The organism is Streptomyces sp. NPDC094032 (assembly GCF_040303965.1).
Lineage (GTDB): Bacteria > Actinomycetota > Actinomycetes > Streptomycetales > Streptomycetaceae > Streptomyces.
The window spans coordinates 219,003-240,332 of the sequence record NZ_JBEOUE010000007.1 but is presented as its reverse complement, the minus strand read 5'-3'; the positions used below and the strand labels follow the sequence as shown (position 1 = coordinate 240,332).

General features: G+C 72.6%; 16 protein-coding genes. 13 read left to right on the top strand and 3 right to left on the bottom strand.

Translation table 11 applies throughout. The features are described 5' to 3' along the window. Positions 1-113: 113 nt before the first annotated feature. The 4 genes from ABTZ54_RS13490 (at position 114) to ABTZ54_RS13475 (ending at position 7,103) form a co-directional block, all read left to right on the top strand. Positions 114-1,892, top strand: a complete 1,779-nt coding sequence (locus tag ABTZ54_RS13490) for an IucA/IucC family protein (protein WP_502997241.1) — start codon at positions 114-116, stop codon at positions 1,890-1,892. Positions 1,893-2,390: 498 nt separating this feature from the next. Further along, positions 2,391-3,182: a GNAT family N-acetyltransferase gene (locus tag ABTZ54_RS13485; protein ID WP_351661460.1), complete on the top strand. Its 792-nt coding sequence runs from the start codon at positions 2,391-2,393 to the stop codon at positions 3,180-3,182. 59 nt (positions 3,183-3,241) lie between these two features. Then, positions 3,242-5,071, top strand: a complete 1,830-nt coding sequence (locus tag ABTZ54_RS13480) for an IucA/IucC family protein (protein WP_351661457.1) — start codon at positions 3,242-3,244, stop codon at positions 5,069-5,071. A 49-nt stretch (positions 5,072-5,120) separates the two neighbouring features. Further along, entirely contained in the window at positions 5,121-7,103 is a 1,983-nt protein-coding gene (locus ABTZ54_RS13475; RefSeq protein ID WP_351661454.1) for an ATP-dependent DNA helicase, read from the top strand. 90 nt (positions 7,104-7,193) lie between these two features. Here ABTZ54_RS13475 and lexA read toward each other — a convergent pair whose 3' ends face one another. Next, on the bottom strand, positions 7,194-7,982 hold the full coding sequence (gene lexA, locus ABTZ54_RS13470) for a transcriptional repressor LexA (protein ID WP_351661451.1): 789 nt from the start codon (positions 7,980-7,982) through the stop codon (positions 7,194-7,196). 514 nt (positions 7,983-8,496) lie between these two features. Here lexA and nrdR point away from each other — a divergent pair. The 3 genes from nrdR to ABTZ54_RS13455 all read left to right on the top strand — a co-directional run bounded on the left by nrdR (position 8,497) and on the right by ABTZ54_RS13455 (position 12,973). After that, entirely contained in the window at positions 8,497-9,006 is a 510-nt protein-coding gene (gene nrdR / locus ABTZ54_RS13465; protein WP_329424884.1) for a transcriptional regulator NrdR, read from the top strand. A gap of 186 nt (positions 9,007-9,192) precedes the next feature. Next, entirely contained in the window at positions 9,193-12,081 is a 2,889-nt protein-coding gene (locus tag ABTZ54_RS13460; RefSeq protein WP_351661448.1) for a vitamin B12-dependent ribonucleotide reductase, read from the top strand. Between the two features lie 154 nt (positions 12,082-12,235). Beyond that, positions 12,236-12,973, top strand: a complete 738-nt coding sequence (locus ABTZ54_RS13455; RefSeq protein WP_351661445.1) for a DUF6215 domain-containing protein — start codon at positions 12,236-12,238, stop codon at positions 12,971-12,973. A 55-nt stretch (positions 12,974-13,028) separates the two neighbouring features. Here the strand turns inward: ABTZ54_RS13455 and ABTZ54_RS13450 are convergent, their stop codons facing one another. Continuing rightward, positions 13,029-13,559 carry a TerD family protein gene (locus tag ABTZ54_RS13450; protein ID WP_351661442.1) on the bottom strand — a complete coding sequence of 177 codons (531 nt, stop codon included), beginning with the start codon at positions 13,557-13,559 and terminating at the stop codon, positions 13,029-13,031. An 87-nt stretch (positions 13,560-13,646) separates the two neighbouring features. Here ABTZ54_RS13450 and ABTZ54_RS13445 point away from each other — a divergent pair, with 87 nt between their 5' ends. Further along, the gene (locus ABTZ54_RS13445) at positions 13,647-14,465 is read left to right on the top strand and encodes an arylamine N-acetyltransferase family protein (protein WP_351661439.1); all 819 of its coding nucleotides are present in this window, start codon (positions 13,647-13,649) and stop codon (positions 14,463-14,465) included. Between the two features lie 32 nt (positions 14,466-14,497). Continuing rightward, positions 14,498-15,103, top strand: a complete 606-nt coding sequence (locus ABTZ54_RS13440) for a YdbC family protein (protein WP_351661436.1) — start codon at positions 14,498-14,500, stop codon at positions 15,101-15,103. A 113-nt stretch (positions 15,104-15,216) separates the two neighbouring features. On the opposite strand, the gene ABTZ54_RS13435 is transcribed toward ABTZ54_RS13440, so the two are convergent. Continuing rightward, positions 15,217-15,888, bottom strand: coding sequence for a TetR/AcrR family transcriptional regulator (locus ABTZ54_RS13435; protein ID WP_351661433.1), 672 nt, complete (start codon positions 15,886-15,888; stop codon positions 15,217-15,219). A 106-nt stretch (positions 15,889-15,994) separates the two neighbouring features. On the opposite strand from ABTZ54_RS13435, the gene ABTZ54_RS13430 reads away from it, so the two are divergent. From ABTZ54_RS13430 to ABTZ54_RS13415, 4 genes are all read left to right on the top strand, one after another. Next, positions 15,995-17,605 carry an ABC-F family ATP-binding cassette domain-containing protein gene (locus ABTZ54_RS13430; RefSeq protein ID WP_351661430.1) on the top strand — a complete coding sequence of 537 codons (1,611 nt, stop codon included), beginning with the start codon at positions 15,995-15,997 and terminating at the stop codon, positions 17,603-17,605. Positions 17,606-17,638: 33 nt separating this feature from the next. Next, positions 17,639-18,298: a histidine phosphatase family protein gene (locus ABTZ54_RS13425; protein ID WP_351661427.1), complete on the top strand. Its 660-nt coding sequence runs from the start codon at positions 17,639-17,641 to the stop codon at positions 18,296-18,298. A 12-nt stretch (positions 18,299-18,310) separates the two neighbouring features. Beyond that, positions 18,311-19,222, top strand: coding sequence for an ADP-ribosylglycohydrolase family protein (locus tag ABTZ54_RS13420; protein WP_351661424.1), 912 nt, complete (start codon positions 18,311-18,313; stop codon positions 19,220-19,222). A gap of 215 nt (positions 19,223-19,437) precedes the next feature. Then, on the top strand, positions 19,438-21,297 hold the full coding sequence (locus tag ABTZ54_RS13415; RefSeq protein WP_351661421.1) for a DUF4153 domain-containing protein: 1,860 nt from the start codon (positions 19,438-19,440) through the stop codon (positions 21,295-21,297). Positions 21,298-21,330 lie beyond the last annotated feature (33 nt).

The following is a 21,330-nucleotide window of genomic DNA, read 5'->3' as shown; positions in this document are numbered from 1 at the left end:
CCGTCGGGACGCCTGCCGGGCCGTTCTCGGAGACGCCCGCCGACAGGTCGTCCGTGGAGGCGTCCGTCGGGGCGCACGCGGGGGCGGCCGTCGAGTCGCCAGCGGGGGCGCACATGCCCTCCGCCTCTCCCTCCCCCTCCGCCCCGTACCAGCCGGCCGGCCTGCTCGCCGATCCGCTGGACGACCCCGACCCCCGCCGGGCCGGCGACCAGGCCGCCGTGGAGAGCCTGCTGCGCTGCTGGGTACGGGAGAAGAACCTCCCGGCCCCCGGCAACGGCGCCGACACCCTGCGCATCCCCCTCGACGCCTCCGGGACCGCCCTCCTCGTCCCCGTGAGGTACTGGTCGCCCACCGGCTGGCACCGCTTCGGCGCCCCCGCCCTCGAAGGCCTCCCGGCCGCCGCGCCCACCGTCGACGCGGTCACCGTCGCGGCCCTGCTCAGCCGCGAGACCGGCCGCCCCGAAGGCACCGAACTCGTCGGCCGCGTCGCCGACTCGGCCCGCCGCACCGCCGACTTCATCGCCCAGCGCCGCCGCGACCCGCTGCCGGGCCCCGAGGCCGACCTGTTCCTCACCGCCGAGCAGTCCCTCCTCCTCGGCCACCCGCTCCACCCCACCCCCAAGAGCCGCGAAGGACTCTCCGAGGCCGAGGCCCGGCTCTACTCGCCCGAGGCGCACGGCTCGTTCCCCCTCCACTGGATGGGCGTCGACCAGAGCGTCCTCGCCACCGACTCGGCCTGGACCGAACAGGGCCGCCCGGTCGCCGCCGCGCAGCTCACCGCCGCCCTCGCCGAGGGCCTCGATCTGCCCCCCGGCACCACCGCCCTGCCGCTCCACCCCTGGCAGGCCCGCGAACTCCGGCACCGCCCCGCCGTCGCCGCCCTCCTCGACGCCGGACTCCTCCACGACCTCGGCCCCCACGGCGGCCGCTGGCACCCGACCTCCTCCGTCCGTACGGTGCACCGCCCCGGCGCCCGGGCCATGCTGAAGCTCTCCCTCGGCGTGCGGATCACCAACTCCCGCCGCGAGAACCTGCGCAAGGAACTCCACCGCGGTGTCGAGGTGCACCGGCTGCTCCGCACCGGCCTGGTCGACCAGTGGCAGGCCGCGCACCCGGGCTTCGACATCGTCCGCGACCCGGCCTGGCTCGCGGTCGACACCCCGGAGGGCGAAGAGGTGCCAGGCCTGGACGTCATGATCCGGCACAACCCCTTCGCCGTCGGCGACGACGCCGTCTGCCTCGCCGCCCTCACCTCCCCGCGCCCGCGGCCCGGCTCCGCCCGTATGAGCTCGCGCCTCGCCGAGGTCGTGGGCCGGCTCGCCGCCCGTACGGGGCGCCCCACCACGGCCGTCGCCGCCGAGTGGTTCCTGCGCTACCTCGACCTCGTGGTCCGCCCGGTGCTCTGGCTCGACGGCCAGGCCGGCGTCGCTCTGGAGGCTCACCAGCAGAACACGCTGGTCCTCCTGGACCCCGAGGGCTGGCCCGTCGGCGGCCGTTACCGCGACAACCAGGGCTACTACTTCCGCGAGTCCCGCCGCGACGAACTCGAAAGCCGGCTTCCCGGCATCGGCAAGGAAAGCGACACCTTCGTCTCCGACCAGGTCACGGACGAGCGCTTCGCCTACTACCTCGGCATCAACAACGTCCTCGGCCTGATCGGCGCCTTCGGCGCGCAGCAGCTCGCCGACGAGCGCGTCCTGCTCGCCGCCCTGCGCCAGTTCCTCACGACCGCGACGAGCCTCGGCTCCCCGCTGCCGCACCGCCTCCTGGAGGCCGCGACGCTGCGCTGCAAGGCCAACCTCCTCACCCGCCTGCACGGCCTGGACGAACTGGTCGGCCCGGTCGACACCCAGTCCGTATACGTCACCATCACCAACCCCTTGCGCTCCTGACGCCCCCCGAAGCCCCACCCGAGCCCCGGCTGCCGGACCTCCCGGACGTCCTGGATCGCCGGACCTCCCGGACCGCCTGACCTCCTGGACCCCCGGAGGTACGGGACTCCCGGAGGTACGGACCAGCCGGAACCAATGGAGCTACGGGCCAGGCCCAGGGCCCCCGCACCCCAGGCCCCCGGGCCCCCACGACCCCCGGCCTTCCCGGACCCGCCGGATCCCCACGCCCCCGGACCCCCAGGCCCCAGGCCCCGGGGCCCCGGAGCCCCTGGCCCCGGACCGGCGGAACCGCCAGACCCGGACAGCCTGAGCCCCTGCCCCACCGGTGTCGCCGGACCCGATACCCCTGTCCGCTCCGCAGATTCCGTAGCCCCGTCCCGCCGGTCCTTCCGACCAACCCGGGCCCCACCAACCCACACGAGCCCCCTGTCCACCCCGACCGGACCCGCCCCACCCCGCCCCCGTACCCACCCACCCGCCGAGAGGAGAGCGCGCCCCGTGCCTCCCACCGAAGCGCACCCCGGAACCGAGGCCGCAGGCCCCGGCACCGAGACTGCTCGCCCCGGCTCCGTGGCCGCAGCCCCCGGCCCCGGCCCGGGCCCGCGCCCCGAGACCGCAGCCCCCGCCCCAAGCCCCGACGACACCCTCGACCTCCACCTCCCCGAGGACTTCCTGGCGCTCCTCGCCGCCGACCGCTCGGAACGAGCGAGGACCGAGGGCGACCTGCTCGACGGGCTCGCCGGATGGCGGGCGGCCGTCACCGCCGTGGGGAGCTTCCAGCTCGTCCCCGTGCGGCTCGACCGGGATCTGGAGGTCGTCGCCCGGTGGATGAACGATCCGGCCGTCGCCGCCTTCTGGGAGCTCGCCGGCCCCCCGGGCGTGACCGCTGACCACATCCGCGCCCAACTCGACGCCGACGGACGCAGCGTCCCCTGCCTCGGCGTCCTGGACGGCACGCCGATGAGCTACTTCGAGATCTACCGGGCCGACCTCGACCCGCTCGCCCGGTACTACCCCGCGCGCCCGCACGACACCGGGATCCATCTGCTCGTCGGAGGTGTCGCCGACCGCGGCCGGGGGGTAGGCACGACCCTGCTGCGCGCCGTCGCCGACCTCGTCCTCGACCACCGGCCCCGGTGCACCCGGGTCCTCGCCGAACCAGACCTGCGCAACACCCCCTCCGTGGCGGCCTTCCTCGGCGCCGGCTTCCGCCTGTCGGCGGAGGTCGAGCTCCCCGACAAACGGGCCGCGCTCATGGTCCGCGACCGCGCCCTGCGTCACGTCCTGTGAACAGCCACTGACCCACACCCACCGCTGGACCCACAGCGGTCCTACCCCGAGGAGTCCCCGTGTCGACGTCCCCTGCACCCCACGACTCCGCACAGCCCGCACCCCCGGCCCTCTGCCTGCCGCCCGAGCTCAACCCCGCCGCCTGGACGCGGGCCTCCGCCCGCCTGCTCGCCAAGGCCCTCGCCGAGTTCTCGTACGAGGAGATCGTCGAACCCCGCCCGGCCGCACCCGACGGCCGCGAAGGCGACGGCGGCGGCCCCGCCCCGTACACCCTCACCCTCGACGACGGCGGCACGCTCACCTTCACCGCCCGCCGCGGCGCCTACGGCGGCTGGCGGGTCGAGCCCGACTCGATCACCGTCGACGGCCGCCCCGCCACCGACCCGCTGGACTTCCTCGTCCGTGCCCGCCGCCTGCTCGACCTCGACGGCGCCACCCTCGGCCACCTCATCCGCGAGCTCACCACCACCCTCGCCGCCGACGCCCGGCTCGACCACACCGCGCTGACCGCCGCCGCCCTCGCCGACCTCGGCTACGCCGAACTCGAAGGCCACCAGACCGGCCACCCGTGGATCGTGCTCAACAAGGGGCGGATCGGCTTCTCCGCCACCGACGCCGGCCGCTGGGCCCCCGAGGCCCGCCGCGCGGCCCGCCTCCCGTGGATCGCGGTCAGCAGCCGGATCGCCGCGTACCGAGGAGTCGCCGGCCTCGACACTCCCGACCTGCTCTACGCGCGCGAGCTCGACCCCGAGGTCCAGGAGGGCTTCCGCGCCACCCTGCGGGCCCGTGGTCTCGACCCGGACGGCTACCTCCTCCTGCCGGTCCACCCCTGGCAGTGGGACGAGGTCCTGCTGCCGCTGTACGCCCCGGCCATCGCCTCCGGCGCCCTCGTGCCGCTCACCACAGACGCCGACCTGCGGCTGCCGCAGCAGTCGATCCGTACCTTCCTCAACACCACCCGCCCCGACCGCCACACCGTGAAGCTGCCGCTCTCCGTCCTCAACACCCTCGTCTGGCGCGGGCTCCCCACCGAACGCACCCTCGCCGCCCCGGCCGTCACCTCCTGGGTCCACGGGCTGCGCGACGCCGACCCCTTCCTGCGCGACGAGTGCGGGGTGATCCTCCTCGGCGAGGTCGCCTCCGTCACCGTCGAGCACCCGCTGTACGACCGGCTGCCGGAGGTGCCGTACCAGTACAAGGAGCTCCTGGGCGCGATCTGGCGCGAACCCCTGCGCCTGCCGCCGGGCGAGCGCGCCCGCACCCTCGCCGCCCTGCTGCACACCGACCCCGAGGGCCGGGCCTTCGTCGCCGAGCTCGTCGGCCGCTCGGGGCTGGCCCCCCGCGCCTGGCTCCAGCGCCTCTTCGCCGCCCTGATGCCGCCGCTGCTGCACTTCCTCTACCAGTACGGCACGGTCTTCTCCCCGCACGGCGAGAACGCCATCGTCGTCTACGACGACCAGGACGTGCCCGTACGCCTGGCCATCAAGGACTTCGTCGACGACGTCAACATCAGCGCCCACCCGCTGCCCGAGCACGCCACCATGCCGGACGACGTACGGGCCGTGCTCCTCACGGAGGAGCCCGATTTCCTCACCCAGTTCATCCATTCGGGCCTCTTCGTTGGAGTCTTCCGCTATCTGGCGCCCTTGTACGAGGAACAACTCGCCCTGCCGGAGGAGGAGTTCTGGACCCTGCTGCGGGCCGAGATCCTCCGCCACCAGGCGCGCTTCCCGGAGCTGAAGGAACGCTTCGAGCTGTTCGACCTGCTCGTCCCCCGGATCGAGCGCCTCTGTCTCAACCGCAACCGGCTCCACCTCGACGGCTACCGCGACCGGCCCGAACGCCCGCACGCCGCCGTCCACGGCACCGTCCCGAACCCCCTCGCGTGATCACGGGGAGGGACCGGCTGTCGGTGCCGCCCCGTAGGCTGGAACCGCTATGACGAAGCCATCCCTCCCCGACCTCCTCCACGCCGCCGTCGCCGCCGTCGGCGGTGTGGAGCGCCCCGGCCAGGTCACCATGGCCCAGGCCGTGACCGAGGCCATCGACGACGGTTCGCACCTGCTCGTCCAGGCCGGCACCGGCACCGGTAAATCCCTCGGCTATCTCGTACCGGCGCTGGCGCAGGGGGAGCGGGTGGTGGTCGCCACGGCGACGCTGGCCCTCCAGCGCCAGCTGGTCGAGCGCGACCTCCCGCGGACGGTCGACGCGCTGCACCCGCAGCTGCGCCGCCGCCCGGAGTTCGCCATGCTCAAGGGCCGCTCGAACTATCTGTGCCTGCACCGCCTGCACGAGGGCGTCCCGCAGGACGAGGAGGACGGCCTCTTCGACCCCTTCGAGGCGGCGGCCCCCACCAGCAAGCTGGGCCAGGACCTGCTGCGGCTGCGGGACTGGTCCGACGAGACGGAGACCGGCGACCGGGACGACCTGACACCGGGCGTCTCCGACCGGGCCTGGGCCCAGGTCTCGGTCTCCTCCCGCGAGTGCCTGGGCGCGAGCAAGTGCGCGTACGGGCCGGAGTGCTTCGCCGAGGCGGCCCGCGAGCGGGCCAAGCTGGCCGAGGTCGTCGTCACCAACCACGCCCTGCTCGCCATCGACGCGATCGAGGGTGCGCCGGTGCTGCCGCAGCACGAGGTGCTGATCGTCGACGAGGCCCATGAGCTGGTCTCCCGGGTGACCGGCGTCGCCACGGGCGAGCTCACACCGGGGCAGGTCAACCGGGCGGTCCGCCGGGCGGCGAAGCTGGTCGACGAGAAGACCGCCGACCAGCTGCAGACGGCTGCCGAGGGCTTCGAGCGGCTGATGGAGCTGGCCCTGCCGGGCCGTCTTGAGGAGATCCCGGAGGATCTCGGGTACGCGCTGATGGCGCTCCGCGACGCCTCCCGCGCGGTGATCACGGCCCTCGGCAACACCCGTGACCGTTCCGTCCAGGACGAGGACGCCGTCCGCAAGCAGGCCATGGCCTCCGTGGAGACGGTGCACGGGGTCGCCGAGCGGATCACCCAGGGTTCGGAGTACGACGTCGTCTGGTACGAGCGGCACGACCGCTTCGGCGCCTCCCTGCGGGTCGCCCCGCTGACGGTCTCCGGGCTGCTGCGCGAGAAGCTCTTCGCCGACCGCTCGGTGGTCCTCACCTCCGCCACCCTCAAGCTGGGCGGCGACTTCAACGGGGTGGGCGCCTCGCTGGGGCTGGCGCCCGAGGGCACCAAGGGCGACGATCTGCCGGTCTGGAAGGGCATCGACGTCGGCTCGCCCTTCGACTATCCGAAGCAGGGCATCCTCTACGTCGCCAAGCATCTGAACCGGCCCGCGCGGGACGGCGAGCGCGGCGACATGCTCGACGAGCTGACCGAGCTGATGCAGGCGGCCGGCGGGCGCACGCTGGGCCTGTTCTCCTCGATGCGGGCCGCGCAGCAGGCGGCGGAGGAGCTGCGGAGCCGGATTCCCGAGCTGCCGATCCTGCTCCAGGGCGAGGACACGCTCGGCGAGCTGATCAAGAACTTCGCGGCCGACCCGAAGACCTGTCTCTTCGGCACGCTCTCCCTGTGGCAGGGCGTGGACGTGCCGGGGCCGAGCTGCCAGCTCGTCGTGATGGACAAGATCCCCTTCCCGCGCCCGGACGACCCGCTGATGAGCGCGCGGCAGAAGGCGGTGGAGGACGCCGGGGGCAACGGCTTCATGGCGGTGGCGGCGACGCACGCGGCGCTGCTCATGGCGCAGGGCGCCGGCCGTCTGGTCAGGGCCACGGGGGACCGGGGCGTCGTCGCGATCCTCGACCCGAGGCTGGCGACGGCCCGGTACGGCAGCTATCTGAAGGCCTCGCTGCCGGACTTCTGGTACACCACCGACCGCAACCAGGTGCGGAAGTCGCTGTCGGCGATCGACGCGGCGGCCACGGCGGCGGCTGCCGAGGAGGCGTAGCCACGCCGCTGAGGGGCCCTGGAGACACGGCAGGGCCCCGGGACCGGCGCAGTGGGTCCCGGGGCCCGCTTCAGGGCCGACGAGGTGGTGTCACACCCGTCGCAGCACGGCGACGACCTTGCCGAGGATCGTGGCCTCGTCGCCGGGGATCGGCTGGTACGCCGAGTTGTGCGGCAGCAGCCAGACGTGCCCGTCCTCGCGCTTGAAGCGCTTCACCGTGGCCTCGCCGTCGAGCATGGCGGCCACGATGTCGCCGTTCTCGGCGACCGGCTGGCGGCGGACCGTGACCCAGTCGCCGTCGCAGATGGCGGCCTCGATCATGGAGTCGCCGACGACCTTGAGGACGAAGAGCTCGCCGTCGCCGACCAGCTGCCGGGGGAGCGGGAAGACGTCCTCGACGGACTCCTCGGCCAGGATGGGGCCACCGGCCGCGATACGCCCGACCAGGGGGACGTAGGAGGCGGCGGGCTTGCCGGTGGTGTCCGTCGGCTGCGTGCTGGGCTGGTCCGAGCCGCGCACCTCGTACGCGCGGGGGCGGTGCGGGTCGCGGCGCAGGAAGCCCTTGCGCTCCAGGGCCATCAGCTGGTGTGCCACCGAGGAGGTGCTGGAGAGGCCCACGGCCTGACCGATCTCACGCATCGACGGCGGGTAGCCGCGGCGCTGGACCGAGTCGCGGATGACCTCGATGACCCGGCGCTGCCGGTCCGTGAGGCCGGAGCTGTCGGCCCGGATGCCTGGAGGTCGTCCGGGGAGCGAGCGCGCGGGTCGGCCGGGCTCCTCCCCGTTCATGGCTGCGTCATTCATCGCATGCACCGGCTCGAGTCGGCCCTGGGAGCGGTCCTGGGCAGTGATGGTGGCACTGTCTGCGGTGGTGGTCACGTCGGCGGCCCCTCTCGAATGGTCTCCCTGGCTGGCACAACGGTAGTGGCTTTCGAAAGGTTGCGCCAAACACACGTTCGAGTGAAAAATCGCAGATCGCCTTACGCGTGTGCGTACGTGGGTGTATATGCCGCCGACGAGGCGTGACCGGAGGGTCTCCGTCACCGACGTAGCCGATGTCTCAATTCGGTCATTACGGTAACCTTCAGCGCCGGGTCGCGCGGGGCGGGGGTGCCTTCCCAGTGTCGCACCGGCGACCCCGGAATCCGCGCAGCCGCGCCCTTCCCGTACCCTCGTGGCCGGTCGGGAGCGACGACACGCGGTACGGGCTCAAATCGCGTCTCGCCCCAAGATCTAGTGGTTGTATGGCGTCAGCCACCTAGAACTAGTGGTCCTCGGTCGGATCCTCGGTCTGCCGAGGGTCTCCACATCGCCTATGCTGGTGGTCGCTTCGAGGGCCCTGACGGGCCCGGTGGAGCTTTTCAGTCGTGCCGTGAGGGAGGGTCGGAACCACATGCACTGCCCCTTCTGCAGGCACCCCGACAGCCGTGTCGTCGACAGTCGCACCACCGACGACGGGACGTCGATCCGACGCCGCCGCCAGTGCCCCGACTGCTCCCGCCGTTTCACGACGGTGGAGACGTGTTCGCTCATGGTGGTCAAGCGTTCGGGAGTCACCGAACCCTTCAGCCGCACCAAGGTCATCTCCGGCGTCCGCAAGGCATGCCAGGGAAGGCCCGTCACCGAGGACGCGCTCGCCAAGCTGGGCCAGCGGGTCGAGGAGGCGGTGCGCGCCACCGGAAGCGCCGAGCTGACCACCCACGACGTGGGCCTGGCCATCCTCGGTCCGCTGCAGGAGCTCGACCTCGTCGCGTACCTGCGCTTCGCGTCCGTGTACAAGGCTTTCAACAGCCTCGAAGACTTCGAGGCCGCGATCACGGAACTCCGTGAGCGGCCTCCCGCTGAGCTGCGCGGGATCGGAGCGACCCCCGAGGTCCCCGTTCCCGCCACCGCCGCCGACTAGACCGGCGGCGCCGGCCCGACACTCCGTGCTCGGTCCGGCGACCGGCCGCCGCGCGGCCCCGAAAGACCTGCCCCGAGTGAACCGTGAGGCGCTCGTGGCAATTGCTCTACAAGACGATTCACAGAAGGCGGAGCCCTGGAATTTTCCGGGCGCTCCAGCGTGTTTTGCCCGTATATGGGAGGCGGCATGACAGAGACGGCGAGCGGCCCGGCACGTGGTTCCCGCACCAAGGGAGCCAAGGCGGCCAGCAAGGGTCTGCGTATCGAGCGCATCCACACCACCCCCGGCGTGCATCCGTACGACGAGGTGAGCTGGGAGCGCCGTGACGTCGTCATGACCAACTGGCGCGACGGCTCGATCAACTTCGAGCAGCGTGGCGTCGAGTTCCCCGACTTCTGGTCGGTGAACGCGGTCAACATCGTCACCAGCAAGTACTTCCGCGGGGCCGTCGGCACCCCGCAGCGCGAGACCGGTCTGAAGCAGCTCATCGACCGGATCGTGAAGACCTACACGAAGGCCGGCGAGGAGTACGGCTACTTCGCCTCGCCCGCCGACGCCGAGATCTTCGAGCACGAGCTGGCCTACGCCCTCCTGCACCAGATCTTCAGCTTCAACTCCCCGGTGTGGTTCAACGTCGGCACGCCGCAGCCCCAGCAGGTCTCCGCCTGCTTCATCCTGTCCGTCGACGACTCCATGGAGTCGATCCTCGACTGGTACAAGGAAGAGGGCATGATCTTCAAGGGCGGCTCCGGCGCCGGCCTGAACCTCTCCCGTATCCGCTCCTCCAAGGAGCTGCTCTCCTCCGGCGGCAACGCCTCCGGCCCGGTCTCCTTCATGCGCGGCGCCGACGCCTCCGCGGGAACGATCAAGTCGGGCGGCGCCACCCGTCGCGCGGCCAAGATGGTCATCCTCGACGTCGACCACCCCGACATCGAGAACTTCATCGAGACCAAGGTCAAGGAGGAGGAGAAGATCCGCGCCCTCCGTGACGCGGGCTTCGACATGGACCTGGGCGGCGACGACATCACGTCCGTCCAGTACCAGAACGCCAACAACTCCGTCCGCGTGAACGACGCGTTCATGAAGGCCGTCGAGGCCGGCGGGAAGTTCGGCCTCACGTCCCGCATGACGGGCGAGGTCATCGAGGAGGTCGACGCCAAGTCGCTCTTCCGCAAGATGGCCGAGGCCGCGTGGGCCTGCGCCGACCCGGGCATCCAGTACGACGACACGATCAACCACTGGCACACCTGCCCCGAGTCCGGCCGCATCAACGGCTCGAACCCGTGCAGCGAGTACATGCACCTGGACAACACGTCCTGCAACCTCGCCTCGCTGAACCTGATGAAGTTCCTCAAGGACGACGGCAAGGGCCACCAGTCCTTCGACGTCGAGCGCTTCTCCCAGGTCGTCGAGCTCGTCATCACCGCGATGGACATCTCCATCTGCTTCGCCGACTTCCCCACCCAGAAGATCGGCGAGAACACCCGCGCCTTCCGCCAGCTCGGCATCGGCTACGCCAACCTCGGCGCCCTGCTGATGGCGACCGGCCACGCGTACGACTCCGACGGCGGCCGCGCCCTCGCCGGTGCCATCAGCTCGCTGATGACCGGCACCTCGTACAAGCGCTCCGCCGAGCTCGCCGCGGTCGTCGGCGCGTACGACGGCTACGCGCTCAACGCCGAGCCGCACCAGCGCGTCATGCAGCAGCACGCCGACGAGAACACCAAGGCCGTCCGCTTCGACGACCTGGACTCGCCGATCTGGGCCGCCGCCACGGAGGCCTGGCAGGACGTCGTCCGCCTCGGCGCCAAGAACGGCTTCCGCAACGCGCAGGCCTCGGTCATCGCCCCCACCGGCACCATCGGTCTCGCGATGTCCTGCGACACCACCGGTCTTGAGCCCGACCTCGCCCTGGTCAAGTTCAAGAAGCTGGTCGGCGGCGGCTCGATGCAGATCGTCAACGGCACCGTCCCGCAGGCCCTGCGCCGCCTGGGTTACCAGGAGGAGCAGATCGAGGCGATCGTCGCCCACATCGCCGAGCACGGCAATGTGATCGACGCCCCGGGCCTGAAGACCGAGCACTACGAGGTCTTCGACTGCGCCATGGGCGAGCGTTCCATCTCCGCGATGGGCCACGTCCGCATGATGGCCGCCATCCAGCCGTGGATCTCCGGCGCCCTCTCCAAGACCGTCAACCTGCCGGAGACGGCGACGGTCGAGGACGTCGAGGAGGTCTACTTCGAGGCCTGGAAGATGGGCGTCAAGGCGCTCGCGATCTACCGCGACAACTGCAAGGTCGGCCAGCCGCTCTCCGCCAAGAAGAAGGAGGACGAGAAGGCCGAGGTCACCGCGAAGTCCGAGGCGACGATCCGCGAGGCCGTCGAGAAGGTCGTCGAGTACCGCCCGGTGCGCAAGCGCCTCCCCAAGGGCCGTCCGGGGATCACCACCTCCTTCACCGTGGGTGGCGCCGAGGGCTACATGACCGCCAACTCCTACCCGGACGACGGTCTCGGCGAGGTCTTCCTGAAGATGTCGAAGCAGGGCTCGACGCTCGCCGGAATGATGGACGCCTTCTCCATCGCCGTCTCCGTCGGTCTGCAGTACGGCGTCCCCCTGGAGACGTACGTCTCGAAGTTCACCAACATGCGCTTCGAGCCGGCCGGCATGACGGACGACCCGGACGTGCGGATGGCGCAGTCGATCGTCGACTACATCTTCCGCCGCCTGGCGCTGGACTTCCTGCCCTTCGAGACCCGCTCCGCGCTCGGCATCCACTCCGCCGAGGAGCGCCAGCGGCACCTGGAGACCGGCTCGTACGAGCAGTCCGAGGACGACATGGACGTCGAGGGCCTGGCCCAATCCGCTCCCCGCGCGGTGGAGCCGAAGCCCGTCGTGGCCCCGGCCCAGATCGAGGTGCCCGCCCCCAAGCAGGCCCACACCTCGGCCGAGCTCGTCGAGATGCAGCTGGGCATCAGCGCGGACGCCCCGCTCTGCTTCTCCTGCGGTACGAAGATGCAGCGCGCCGGCTCCTGCTACATCTGCGAGGGCTGCGGCTCGACCAGCGGTTGCAGCTGACCCGCGCGGGCGGTGCGCGAGCGCTGCCCGGGCAGGGGCTGAGCACCTGAGCCGTTCCTGAGGGAGGGCGCCGACCACAAGTCGGCGCCCTCTTTCGCGTACTCGCGGGTAGGCTCGCCGCCGCGCCATCGCGCGCGTACGACGAGGGGGGAACATGACCGACGGATCAGAGGGCACGGCCGCGGCTGCGGGCGGGCCGAGCGTGGGAGGGCAGGTGGCGCTCGCGCTGGCTCTGGGGGCGGCGCTGGCGGGCGGCTTCTGGTACATGGCCAAGAGCGACATGCAGGAGGCCACGGCGAAGGGGCCGGCCGTCTGCACGCCCTCCAAGCCCGCGACGGAGTCGGCGGACCCGAAGGCTCCGGCGCGCTCGCGGCCGGCGGGGTACGTCTCGGGGACCAGGCTGTGCGAGGTGCTGAACCGCCCCGACCTGCCGGTGCTCCTCGGCACGCCCCGCGAGCAGGCGCGGAACGCCTGGGGGAGCGACGGATGGGTCGGGCTCGCGGGGGGAGCCAAGATCGCGTCGCCGGAGGGGAGCGTCGACCTCTCGACGTACTCCGTGAAGCTCTCGGCCTCCCACGACCGTCTCCCGGTCGCCCAGATGGGGCGGCTCCTCGGGAATACGGCGGAGTCGAAGCGGGTTCTGGGGCGCCCGGCGGTCCTCTACTCGGACCGGACCCTCGCGCTCAAGATCCCGCTCGGCGGGGGCGGCAAGGCCGAGAGCGGCACCGGCGGTATCGCCCGCCATCTGGTCATCGCCAAGGACGCAACAGATAGCGGCGGTTCCTACGAGATCGTCATCTGGCGTCAGGATGAGGCGATACCGGAGGACGCGGCGCTGCTGCGGGTCGCGGAGCGGGTGCTGCCGACCCTCCCCGGCTGGACCGCGCGGTGACGGAAGGGGGGGCCGGTCCGGTGGGCCGGCCCCCTCGCCCAGGGCTGGAGGGGCCTCAGGGGCGGCGCGCGCCCATCTGCGCGCCGAAGTCGCGCGGATCCGTGTCGAAGCCGACGGACAGCGGACGCAGGGTCCAGTCCGCGGCTCCGTCGCGGGTGAACTCGACGACCGTCGCGGCGGTGGCGTCCGCCACACCCGCGAAATCGTCCTCCAGGAGGTCGGTGTACCCCTCGCGCACCAGGACGCCCGTGTGCGCGACCTGGCCGAAGGTGAGCCGCCCGCCGCCCTGCTGTATGGCTACGCCCACCACCACGCGCGCGTAGCGCGGTGCGAGCCGGGTCAGTTCCAGGGTCATCGCCTCGTCGTAGCCGAAGCCCTGACCCGTACGGCTGTCGCGGTTGAGGGTGATCGTGCCGTCGGGGGAGCGGCTGTCGAAGTGCACGAGATAGGCCGGCGGCCCGTAGGGGGCGTCCGCCGTGTAGACCCCGGCGACGAGGTCCAGGTCGTGCGGGGGCGTCCCGAGCGGACTCGGGTCCCACTTGAGCGTCACCTCGGCCTTGCCGACCCCCTTGTTGAGTCCGCTCATCGTGAATCCCCTCTCCCTGTGCGGTTTCTGACGACATGTTCATGGTGTCATGTGATCAACATGTCAGCGGTCGAGGGGGAGCACCGTATGTGGAGCGGGGAAGAGCTGGATCTGGACGCATATCTGGCGCGGATCGGGTACTCGGGAGAGCTCGCGCCGGACCTGCGGACGCTGCGCGCCCTGCACCGGGCGCACGTGACGGCCATCCCCTTCGAGAACCTCGACGTGGCGCTGGGGCGGCGGATACCGCTCGACCTCAAGAGCGTCCAGGCCAAGCTGGTGGGCCGGCGGCGGGGCGGCTACTGCTACGAGCAGAACTCGCTCTTCGCCGCCGCCCTGGAGCGGATCGGCTTCGAGGTGGCGGGGCGGGGTGCCCGCAACCGGTCGCGGGGCGACGCGCTGACGCCGATCACCCACGCCCTGCTCGTCGTGACGATCGACGGTGAACAGTGGCTCGCGGACGCCGGGTTCGGCTGGCAGGGCCCGCTGGAGCCGATTCCGCTGGTCGACGGGGCGCGGGTCGAGCAGGACGGCTGGGTCTTCGGCATCGTGGCCGAGGCGGAGGGCGTCCACCTGCTGCGCTCGCTTCGCCCGGAGGGGTGGGTCGGGCTCTACTCGTTCGCGCCGAACGCGGTGTACCCCGTGGACTTCGAGCTGATGAACCACTACAGCTCCAGCCACCCGAACTCGCGCTTCGTCGGCCAGGTGGTGGCCCTGCGGCCGGGCTCCGAGGTGCGCAGGGCGCTCGTCAGGACGGGACTGACCTCGGTGGGTGTGGACGGCACGACCGAGGAACGGACGGTCGGACCTGACGAGTTGGTCGCGACGCTGGCCGAGCTCTTCGGAATCGAACTGGATGCCGAGGGCGTCGCGGGTCTGGTGCGGCTGCACTCAGCGGAGATCTGACGGCGCGTCGCTCCGCCCCGTACCATGGCGCGGTGCTGGTCAAGTGGATTCGCTGCACCGTTGTGGACCGTCGAGGGTTCGAGCGGGGGCAGCGGAAATGGGCGGGGCTGCTCGGTGAGCCGGGCTTCCGGGGGCAGGGCGGCGGATGGAGCCGGCGACGGCCCGACGTCGCGCATGTCTTCGCGTTCTGGGAGAGCCGGGCGTTCTACGACTCGTTCATGGCGCGCTCCCACGACCGGCTCGCCGCCGCGCAGGCCGGCACGTTCAAGGACGCCCAGGTCAAGCTCTTCGACCACCGCTTCGACGTGAAGACGGGCTTCGAGCCGCGCTTCGCCGACGCCGACGTGGCGCGGGTGGCGCACAGCCGGGTCCACGAGGAACGGGCCGAGCACTTCGCCCTCATGCAGGAGAAGGTGTGGAACCCGGCGATGGCCGGGTCCCCCGGCATGCTCCGGGGGCTGTTCGGCGAGGCGCCGGGGCACGAGTTCCTGGTCCTCTCGATGTGGAACTCGGCCGCGGAGCACGGCAAGTACCGGGTGGAGCGGGTCGAGCGCCTCGGCCTGCGGGCCCAGACCGCGGCCGATGTGGCGGCCTTGACGGGCGATGTGGTGCAGCTTGAGTCGGCTTGGGCGGTCTGACGGCGGGGTGGTTTGGGCGGGCGGTCAGGTTGCGTGACGGCGGGATGGCGTGAGGGTCTGACGGCCTGACGGGTCGGCCGGTCTGCTGGTCGTGTAGTCGGGCTGTCATGTGGTCAGGCACTCGGCATGCCGGCCGCCCTCCCCGTCGGCGCGTCCCCCTCGTGGACGAACGCGCCCGCCTCGACCGCGGCGAGCACCGTCCGCGCCGCCTGCTCGGCGACGGCCGCGTCCACCGGTTCGCGGGTGACGAAGAGGCGGAGGAAGAGGGGCGCGGAGACCGCCCGGACGACCGCGCCCGCGTCCGTCCCCGCCGGGGCCTCGCCGCGGGCGACGGCCCGGTCCACCACGGGCTCGCAGCGCCGGAAGCGCTCCGCGTAGAAGTCGCGCAGGGAGTCGGCGGCCCGCTCCGACTGGAACGCCGCGCCGACGAAGGCCGTCGGCGCGGCCGCCTGCGCGGGGTCGGCGAACGCGTCGACCACCTCGCGGGCCAGCGCGCGCAGATCACCGGCGAGGGTACCGGTGTCCGGAGCCGTCCACGCGTCCTCGCCGGCGAGCGCGAGCGCGTCCGCGACCATGCCCTCCACGCCGCCCCAGCGCCGGTAGAGGGTCGTCTTGTGCACTCCCGAACGCTCCGCCACGTACTCGACGGTGAGCGCCGGATAGCCGTGCTCGGCCAGGCCGGTGAGGACGGCGTCGCGGACCGCCGCGCGGGTCCGGGCCGTGCGTCCGCCGGGGCGCCTGCTGCCGGGGGCGGGGGACCGCTCGTCCTCAGATGACTCGTTCAATCGCTACTCCCGTTGCGTTAATGGCTATGAGTGTGCCACACTCGCCATAACGCGACAACTGTTGCGTTTGTCGATCGACCGGCTGCGGCCTGTACGGAGGCGCCCCTTGCCCACCCAGATCTCTCTTCGCGACGTGACAGTGACCCGTGGCGAACGACTGCTGCTCGACCAGGTCTCGCTCACCGTGCGCCCAGGTGAGCGGATCGGGATCGTGGGGGAGAACGGCGCGGGCAAGTCCACCCTGCTGCGGATACTCGCGGGAATCGACAGCCCCGATTCCGGCGAGGCCGTCACCGTGGCCGACGGCGGCGCCCGCCTGCTCGCCCAGACACCCGAGCTGCCGCCCGGAGCCACCGTCGCCGAGGCCGTCGACGCCGCCCTCGCCGAGCCGCGGAGCATGGAGCGGCGCCTGCGCACGCTGGAAGCCGGACTGGGCACCGCCGACGACCGCACCCTCCGCGCGTACGGAGACCTGCTCACCGCCTTCGAGCTGCGCGGGGGATACGAGGCGGACGCCCGCGTCGACAAAGCCCTGCACGCCCTCGGCCTGGCCCACCTGGGCCGGGACCGCCCTCTCGGCAGCCTCTCCGGCGGCGAGCGGGCCAGGCTCGGCATCGCCTGTACGATCGCCGCCGCGCCCGAGGTGCTGTTCCTCGACGAGCCGACCAACCACCTCGACGCCCGCGCGCTCGACTGGCTGGAGGACTCCCTCCTCGCCCACCGAGGCACGGTCCTGGCCGTCTCCCACGACCGCGTCTTCCTGGAGCGCGTCGCCACCGCCATCCTGGAGATCGACGCCGACCGCCGCACCGTCCTCCGGTACGGCGAGGGATACGCGGGCTACCGAGCCGAGCGGGCCGCGGCCAGGCGCCGCTGGGAGCAGGCCCACACCGAGTGGTGCGCCGAGACCGCCCGCCTCGCCGCGTACGCGACGACGACCGCGCTCGGTGTGGCCCCCGGCAGGGCCATCAGGGACAACAACAAGATGGCCTACGACCGGGCCGGCGGCCGGGTCCAGGCCTCCGTCTCCGGCCGCGTGCGCAACGCCCAGGAGCGCCTGCGCAGGCTCCACGAGGAGCCCGTGCCGGAGCCGCCAAAACCCCTCGCCTTCACCGCCCGGCCGCTCTCCGGCCGAGCCGAGGGGGAGCTGCTGGCCCTGGACGGGGTGCGGGTTGCCGACCGGCTGGCCGTCGACGGCCTCTCCGTCGGTGCCGGTGACCGGCTGCTCATCCACGGCGACAACGGTGCCGGTAAGTCCACCCTGCTCCGCGTCATGGCCGGCCTGGTCGAGCCCGACACCGGACGGGTCGCCCGCCGTGGACGCACGGGATTCCTCGCCCAGGAGATACCGGCGCACCGCCCGGCCGAGCGCGTCCTCGCCGCCTTCGGCCGCGGACTCCCGCTCACCGAGGACGAGCAGGCCGAACTGCTCCTCTCCTACGGACTGTTCCGCCCCGCCGACCTTCGGGTGCCCGTCGGCAGCCTCTCCGCGGGACAGCGCCGCCGCCTCGCGCTCGCCCGGCTGCTCGCCCGCCCCGCCGACCTGCTGCTGCTCGACGAGCCGGCCAACCACCTGGCCCTCGGCCTCGTCGAGGAACTGGAGGAGGCCCTGGAGCAGTGGCCGGGCGCCGTGGTCGTCGTCTCCCACGACCGCGAACTGCGGCGCCGGTTCACCGGGCGGATACGCCGGATGGACTCCGGACGCCTGCTCGAATGAGCCTCCCGGAGCGGGGCGATCTAGGGTCGTCCCATGGCACGACCGCGGCGCATCGTCCTCGTACGGCACGGAGAGTCCGAGGGCAATGCCGATGACACGGTGTACGAGAGGGAGCCCGATCACGCGCTCCGGCTCACCGAGACCGGATGGCGGCAGGCGGAGGAGACGGGGGGACGGCTGAGGGAGCTGTTCGGACAGGAGCAGGTCAGCGTCTATGTCTCGCCGTACCGGCGGACGCACGAGACCCTGCACGCCTTCCGGCTCGATCCGGAGAGCGTACGGGTCAGGGAGGAGCCGCGCCTGCGGGAGCAGGACTGGGGCAACTGGCAGGACCGGGAGGACGTACGCCTCCAGAAGGCCTACCGGGACGCGTACGGACACTTCTTCTACCGCTTCGCCCAGGGCGAGTCGGGCGCCGATGTGTACGACCGGGTCGGGGCGTTCCTGGAGAGCCTCTACCGCAGCTTCGAGGCCCCTGACCACCCGCCCAACGTCCTGCTCGTCACCCACGGGCTGACCATGCGACTGTTCTGCATGCGCTGGTTCCACTGGACGGTCGCCGACTTCGAGTCGTTGTCCAACCCGGGAAACGCGGAGACCAGGACGCTGCTGCTCGGCGAGGACGGGAAGTACCGGCTCGACCGGCCCTTCGAACGCTGGCGTACCCCGGAACCGTACGGCCCCACCGGATAGAGTGGCAGAGCGATGACCGCTGACTCCTCTCCCGACCGGCGCTTCGAACGCGCCCTGGCCAGCCTGCGCGGACTGGCCGTGGGGGACGCCCTGGGTTCCCAGTACTTCGTCCCCGCCCACTATCCCCTGCTGAAGCGGCACGAGCCGCCCACCGGTCCCTGGCAGTGGACCGACGACACCGAGATGGCCTGCTCCGTTCTCGCCGTGCTCGTCGCCCACGACCGGATCGACCAGGACGCGCTCGCCGCCTCCTTCGCCCACCACCACGACTTCGACCGCGGCTACGGCCCCGCCGTCAACCGGATGCTCCGGCTGATCCGGGAGGGCGGTGACTGGCGGGAGCTCGCGGCCGCCCTCTTCAAGGGGCAGGGCTCGTGGGGCAACGGCGCCGCCATGCGGATCGCCCCCCTCGGGGCCTGGTACGCCGACGACCCCGAACAGGCCACCCACCAGGCCGAGATCTCCGCCTACACCACCCACCAGCACCGCGAGGCCGTGGTCGGGGCGATGGCCGTCGCCGCGGCGGCCGCGCTCGCCGCGAACCCCTCGGGGCCGCCCACGCCCGAGGCGCTGCTCGACGGCGTCATCGCCCTGGTCCCGCGCAGCGCCGTGGGGGCCGGGCTGCGCCGGGCCCGCGACATGCTCGACTACGGGGACGCGGCCACGGTCGCGGCGGTGCTGGGCAGCGGCCGACGCACCAGCGCGCACGACACCGTGCCGTTCGCCCTCTGGTCGGCGGCCCGCTCGCTCGACGACTTCGAGCGGATGTTCTGGACGACCGCGGCCGTGGGCGGCGACGTCGACACCACCTGCGCCATCGCGGGCGGCGTCGTCGCCGCGGGCCCGGCGGGCCGGCCCCCGGCCGCATGGCTGGAGCAGACCGAGGAGCTCCCCGCGTGGGTGCCGACCACGGTGCGCCCGTAGCGGAGCCCGACACCGGACCGCCACGGCTCGCGCCGTGGCGGAATGTCACGGTCCTGCCACAGGGGCCGCCGAGGGGGTTCGCGAGGGCGGGGCGCGGTTAGAGTCGGCCCCTTCGAAGCGCTGATCATGACAAGAGCGCGCCGACGAGACACCCGGCACCAACCGCGCGCCGCCGCACGGCCGCGCCGGCGAACGCCGGGTCGGGAGGGGGTCCCGTGACCGACACACCGTCCGCACAGCCACCGAAGGACACAGGGCCGAAGGAGAACGAGCCGCAGGACGCCCCACCGAAGGGGGCCGACGGCTCGCGGAAGGACGTTCCGCCGACGGCGGAGTCGACGCCAGGGGCTCCGCCGAGCGGGGAGCCGGTGGCTGCGGCTACTTCGCCCCTGGAGCCGTCGCCCGTGGCCGCAGGTGCTTCCCCGAAGGTGCCGGTCGGTGCGCGTGCGGGCTCGCCCGGCGGGCACACGCGGGTCGTCGCGGCGACGACGGGTGGTGGTCCGCCGGGTGCGCCGCCCGGCTGGCCGGTCGGGCACGGCCTGCCGCACCACCCCTGGGCGCCGCCGAGGAAGCCGCCCGCCGCGAGCAGACTGCGGCCCGCGGCACCGGCGCCCGCGAGCGCCACGACGCTCGCGGCGATCGGAGCCACCGCCCTGCTCGCCGCCCTGCTCCTCGGCGACGGGGCCGGGGCGAACCTGCTGCTCGTCGCCGTCCCCGCCACCCTCGCCGGGGCCTTCGCCGCCCGTGCCGCCGGGCGCCGGCTCCGGCCCTGGACGCTGGTCTGGGCGCTCGGCGGCGCGGCGCTCCTGGCCGTTCCCGCGCTGAGCGACGCGGGCTGGCCGACCTTCCTCGCCGTCGTCGCCACGATCGGCGTCACCGGGTTCGCCCTGCACGGCGGCCGTGGCTGGCCCAGCATGCTGCTCGGACCCGTCGGCCTCTTCGACTCCGTCGGCGGTGGCATGCCCTGGGTCTGGCGCAGCGTGCGCGACCGCGCGGACGGCTCGCGCGGCCGATGGGGCCCGATCCTGCGCACCGCCCTGATCGCCCTCGGCCTGCTGGTCGTCTTCGGCGCGCTGTTCGCCGGGGCCGACGCCGCCTTCGCCGACCTGCTCGGCTCGCTCATGCCCGACGTCTCGGTCGAGCGGGCGCCCTGGCGCACCCTGTGCCTGTTGCTCGGCCTGCTCGGCGCCATCGCCGTCGCCCGCACGGCCGCCGCCCCGCTCCGCTGGGACCGGCTGTCCTTCGCCCCGGGCAAGGCCCGCGGCCGGTTGGAGTGGGCGCTTCCGCTCATCGTCCTGAACCTGCTGTTCGCCGCCTTCAACGCGATCCAGCTGGCCGTCCTCTTCGGCGGCTACGACAAGGTGCTCAGCGAGACCGGTCTGACCTACGCGGAGTACGCCCGCCAGGGCTTCTGGCAGCTGCTCACCGCCACGCTGCTCACCCTGGCCGTGATCGGCCTGGCCCTGCGCTGGGCGCCCCGCGCCGACGCGGGGGACCGGCGGCTCGTGCGGGCCGTGCTCGGCACCCTGTGCGTCCTCACCCTGGTCGTCGTCGCCTCCGCGCTGCGCAGGATGGACCTGTACGTGGACGCGTACGGCCTGACCCGGCTGCGGATATCCGTCGCCACCATGGAGATCTGGCTCGGCGTCGCCCTCCTGCTGATCATGGCCGCCGGGATCTGGGGCGCCCGCCTGCTGCCCCGCGCGCTCGCCGCCAGCGCGGCCGGATTCGTCCTGGCCTTCGGCCTCATCCAGCCGGACGCCGTCATCGCCCAGCAGAACGTCGACCGCCACGAACGGCTCGGCAGGATCGACGTGAACTACCTCGAAGGGCTGTCGGCCGACGCCGTCCCCGCCCTCGACCGGCTCCCCGAACCCCTCCGTTCCTGCGCGCTCGTCGACATCGACACCCGGCTCCGCGAGGACGACGGAGCCTGGTACGCCACCAGCCTGGCCGAGACCAGGGCCCGCGAGATCCTGGCCGCGCGCCCCCTGACCCGTACCGCCGACGAGTGCGGACCGCCCAGCCGCGAGGAGGGCTACGACCCCGACGCCGACCCGTACGGCGCCCCCTGACCCGTACCCCATGGGTCCGCGCGCACCGAGGGG

What these genes read in the sequence shown, in the direction of transcription:
- ABTZ54_RS13420 (WP_351661424.1), top strand. Translation starts at nt 18,311, where the DNA reads ATGACCGCTGACTCCTCTCCCGACCGGCGCTTCGAACGCGCCCTGGCC.
- ABTZ54_RS13460 (WP_351661448.1), top strand. Translation starts at nt 9,193, where the DNA reads ATGACAGAGACGGCGAGCGGCCCGGCACGTGGTTCCCGCACCAAGGGA.
- nrdR (WP_329424884.1), top strand. Translation starts at nt 8,497, where the DNA reads ATGCACTGCCCCTTCTGCAGGCACCCCGACAGCCGTGTCGTCGACAGT.
- ABTZ54_RS13445 (WP_351661439.1), top strand. Translation starts at nt 13,647, where the DNA reads ATGTGGAGCGGGGAAGAGCTGGATCTGGACGCATATCTGGCGCGGATC.
- ABTZ54_RS13450 (WP_351661442.1), bottom strand. Translation starts at nt 13,559, where the DNA reads ATGAGCGGACTCAACAAGGGGGTCGGCAAGGCCGAGGTGACGCTCAAG.
- ABTZ54_RS13425 (WP_351661427.1), top strand. Translation starts at nt 17,639, where the DNA reads ATGGCACGACCGCGGCGCATCGTCCTCGTACGGCACGGAGAGTCCGAG.
- ABTZ54_RS13455 (WP_351661445.1), top strand. Translation starts at nt 12,236, where the DNA reads ATGACCGACGGATCAGAGGGCACGGCCGCGGCTGCGGGCGGGCCGAGC.
- ABTZ54_RS13475 (WP_351661454.1), top strand. Translation starts at nt 5,121, where the DNA reads ATGACGAAGCCATCCCTCCCCGACCTCCTCCACGCCGCCGTCGCCGCC.
- ABTZ54_RS13490 (WP_502997241.1), top strand. Translation starts at nt 114, where the DNA reads ATGCCCTCCGCCTCTCCCTCCCCCTCCGCCCCGTACCAGCCGGCCGGC.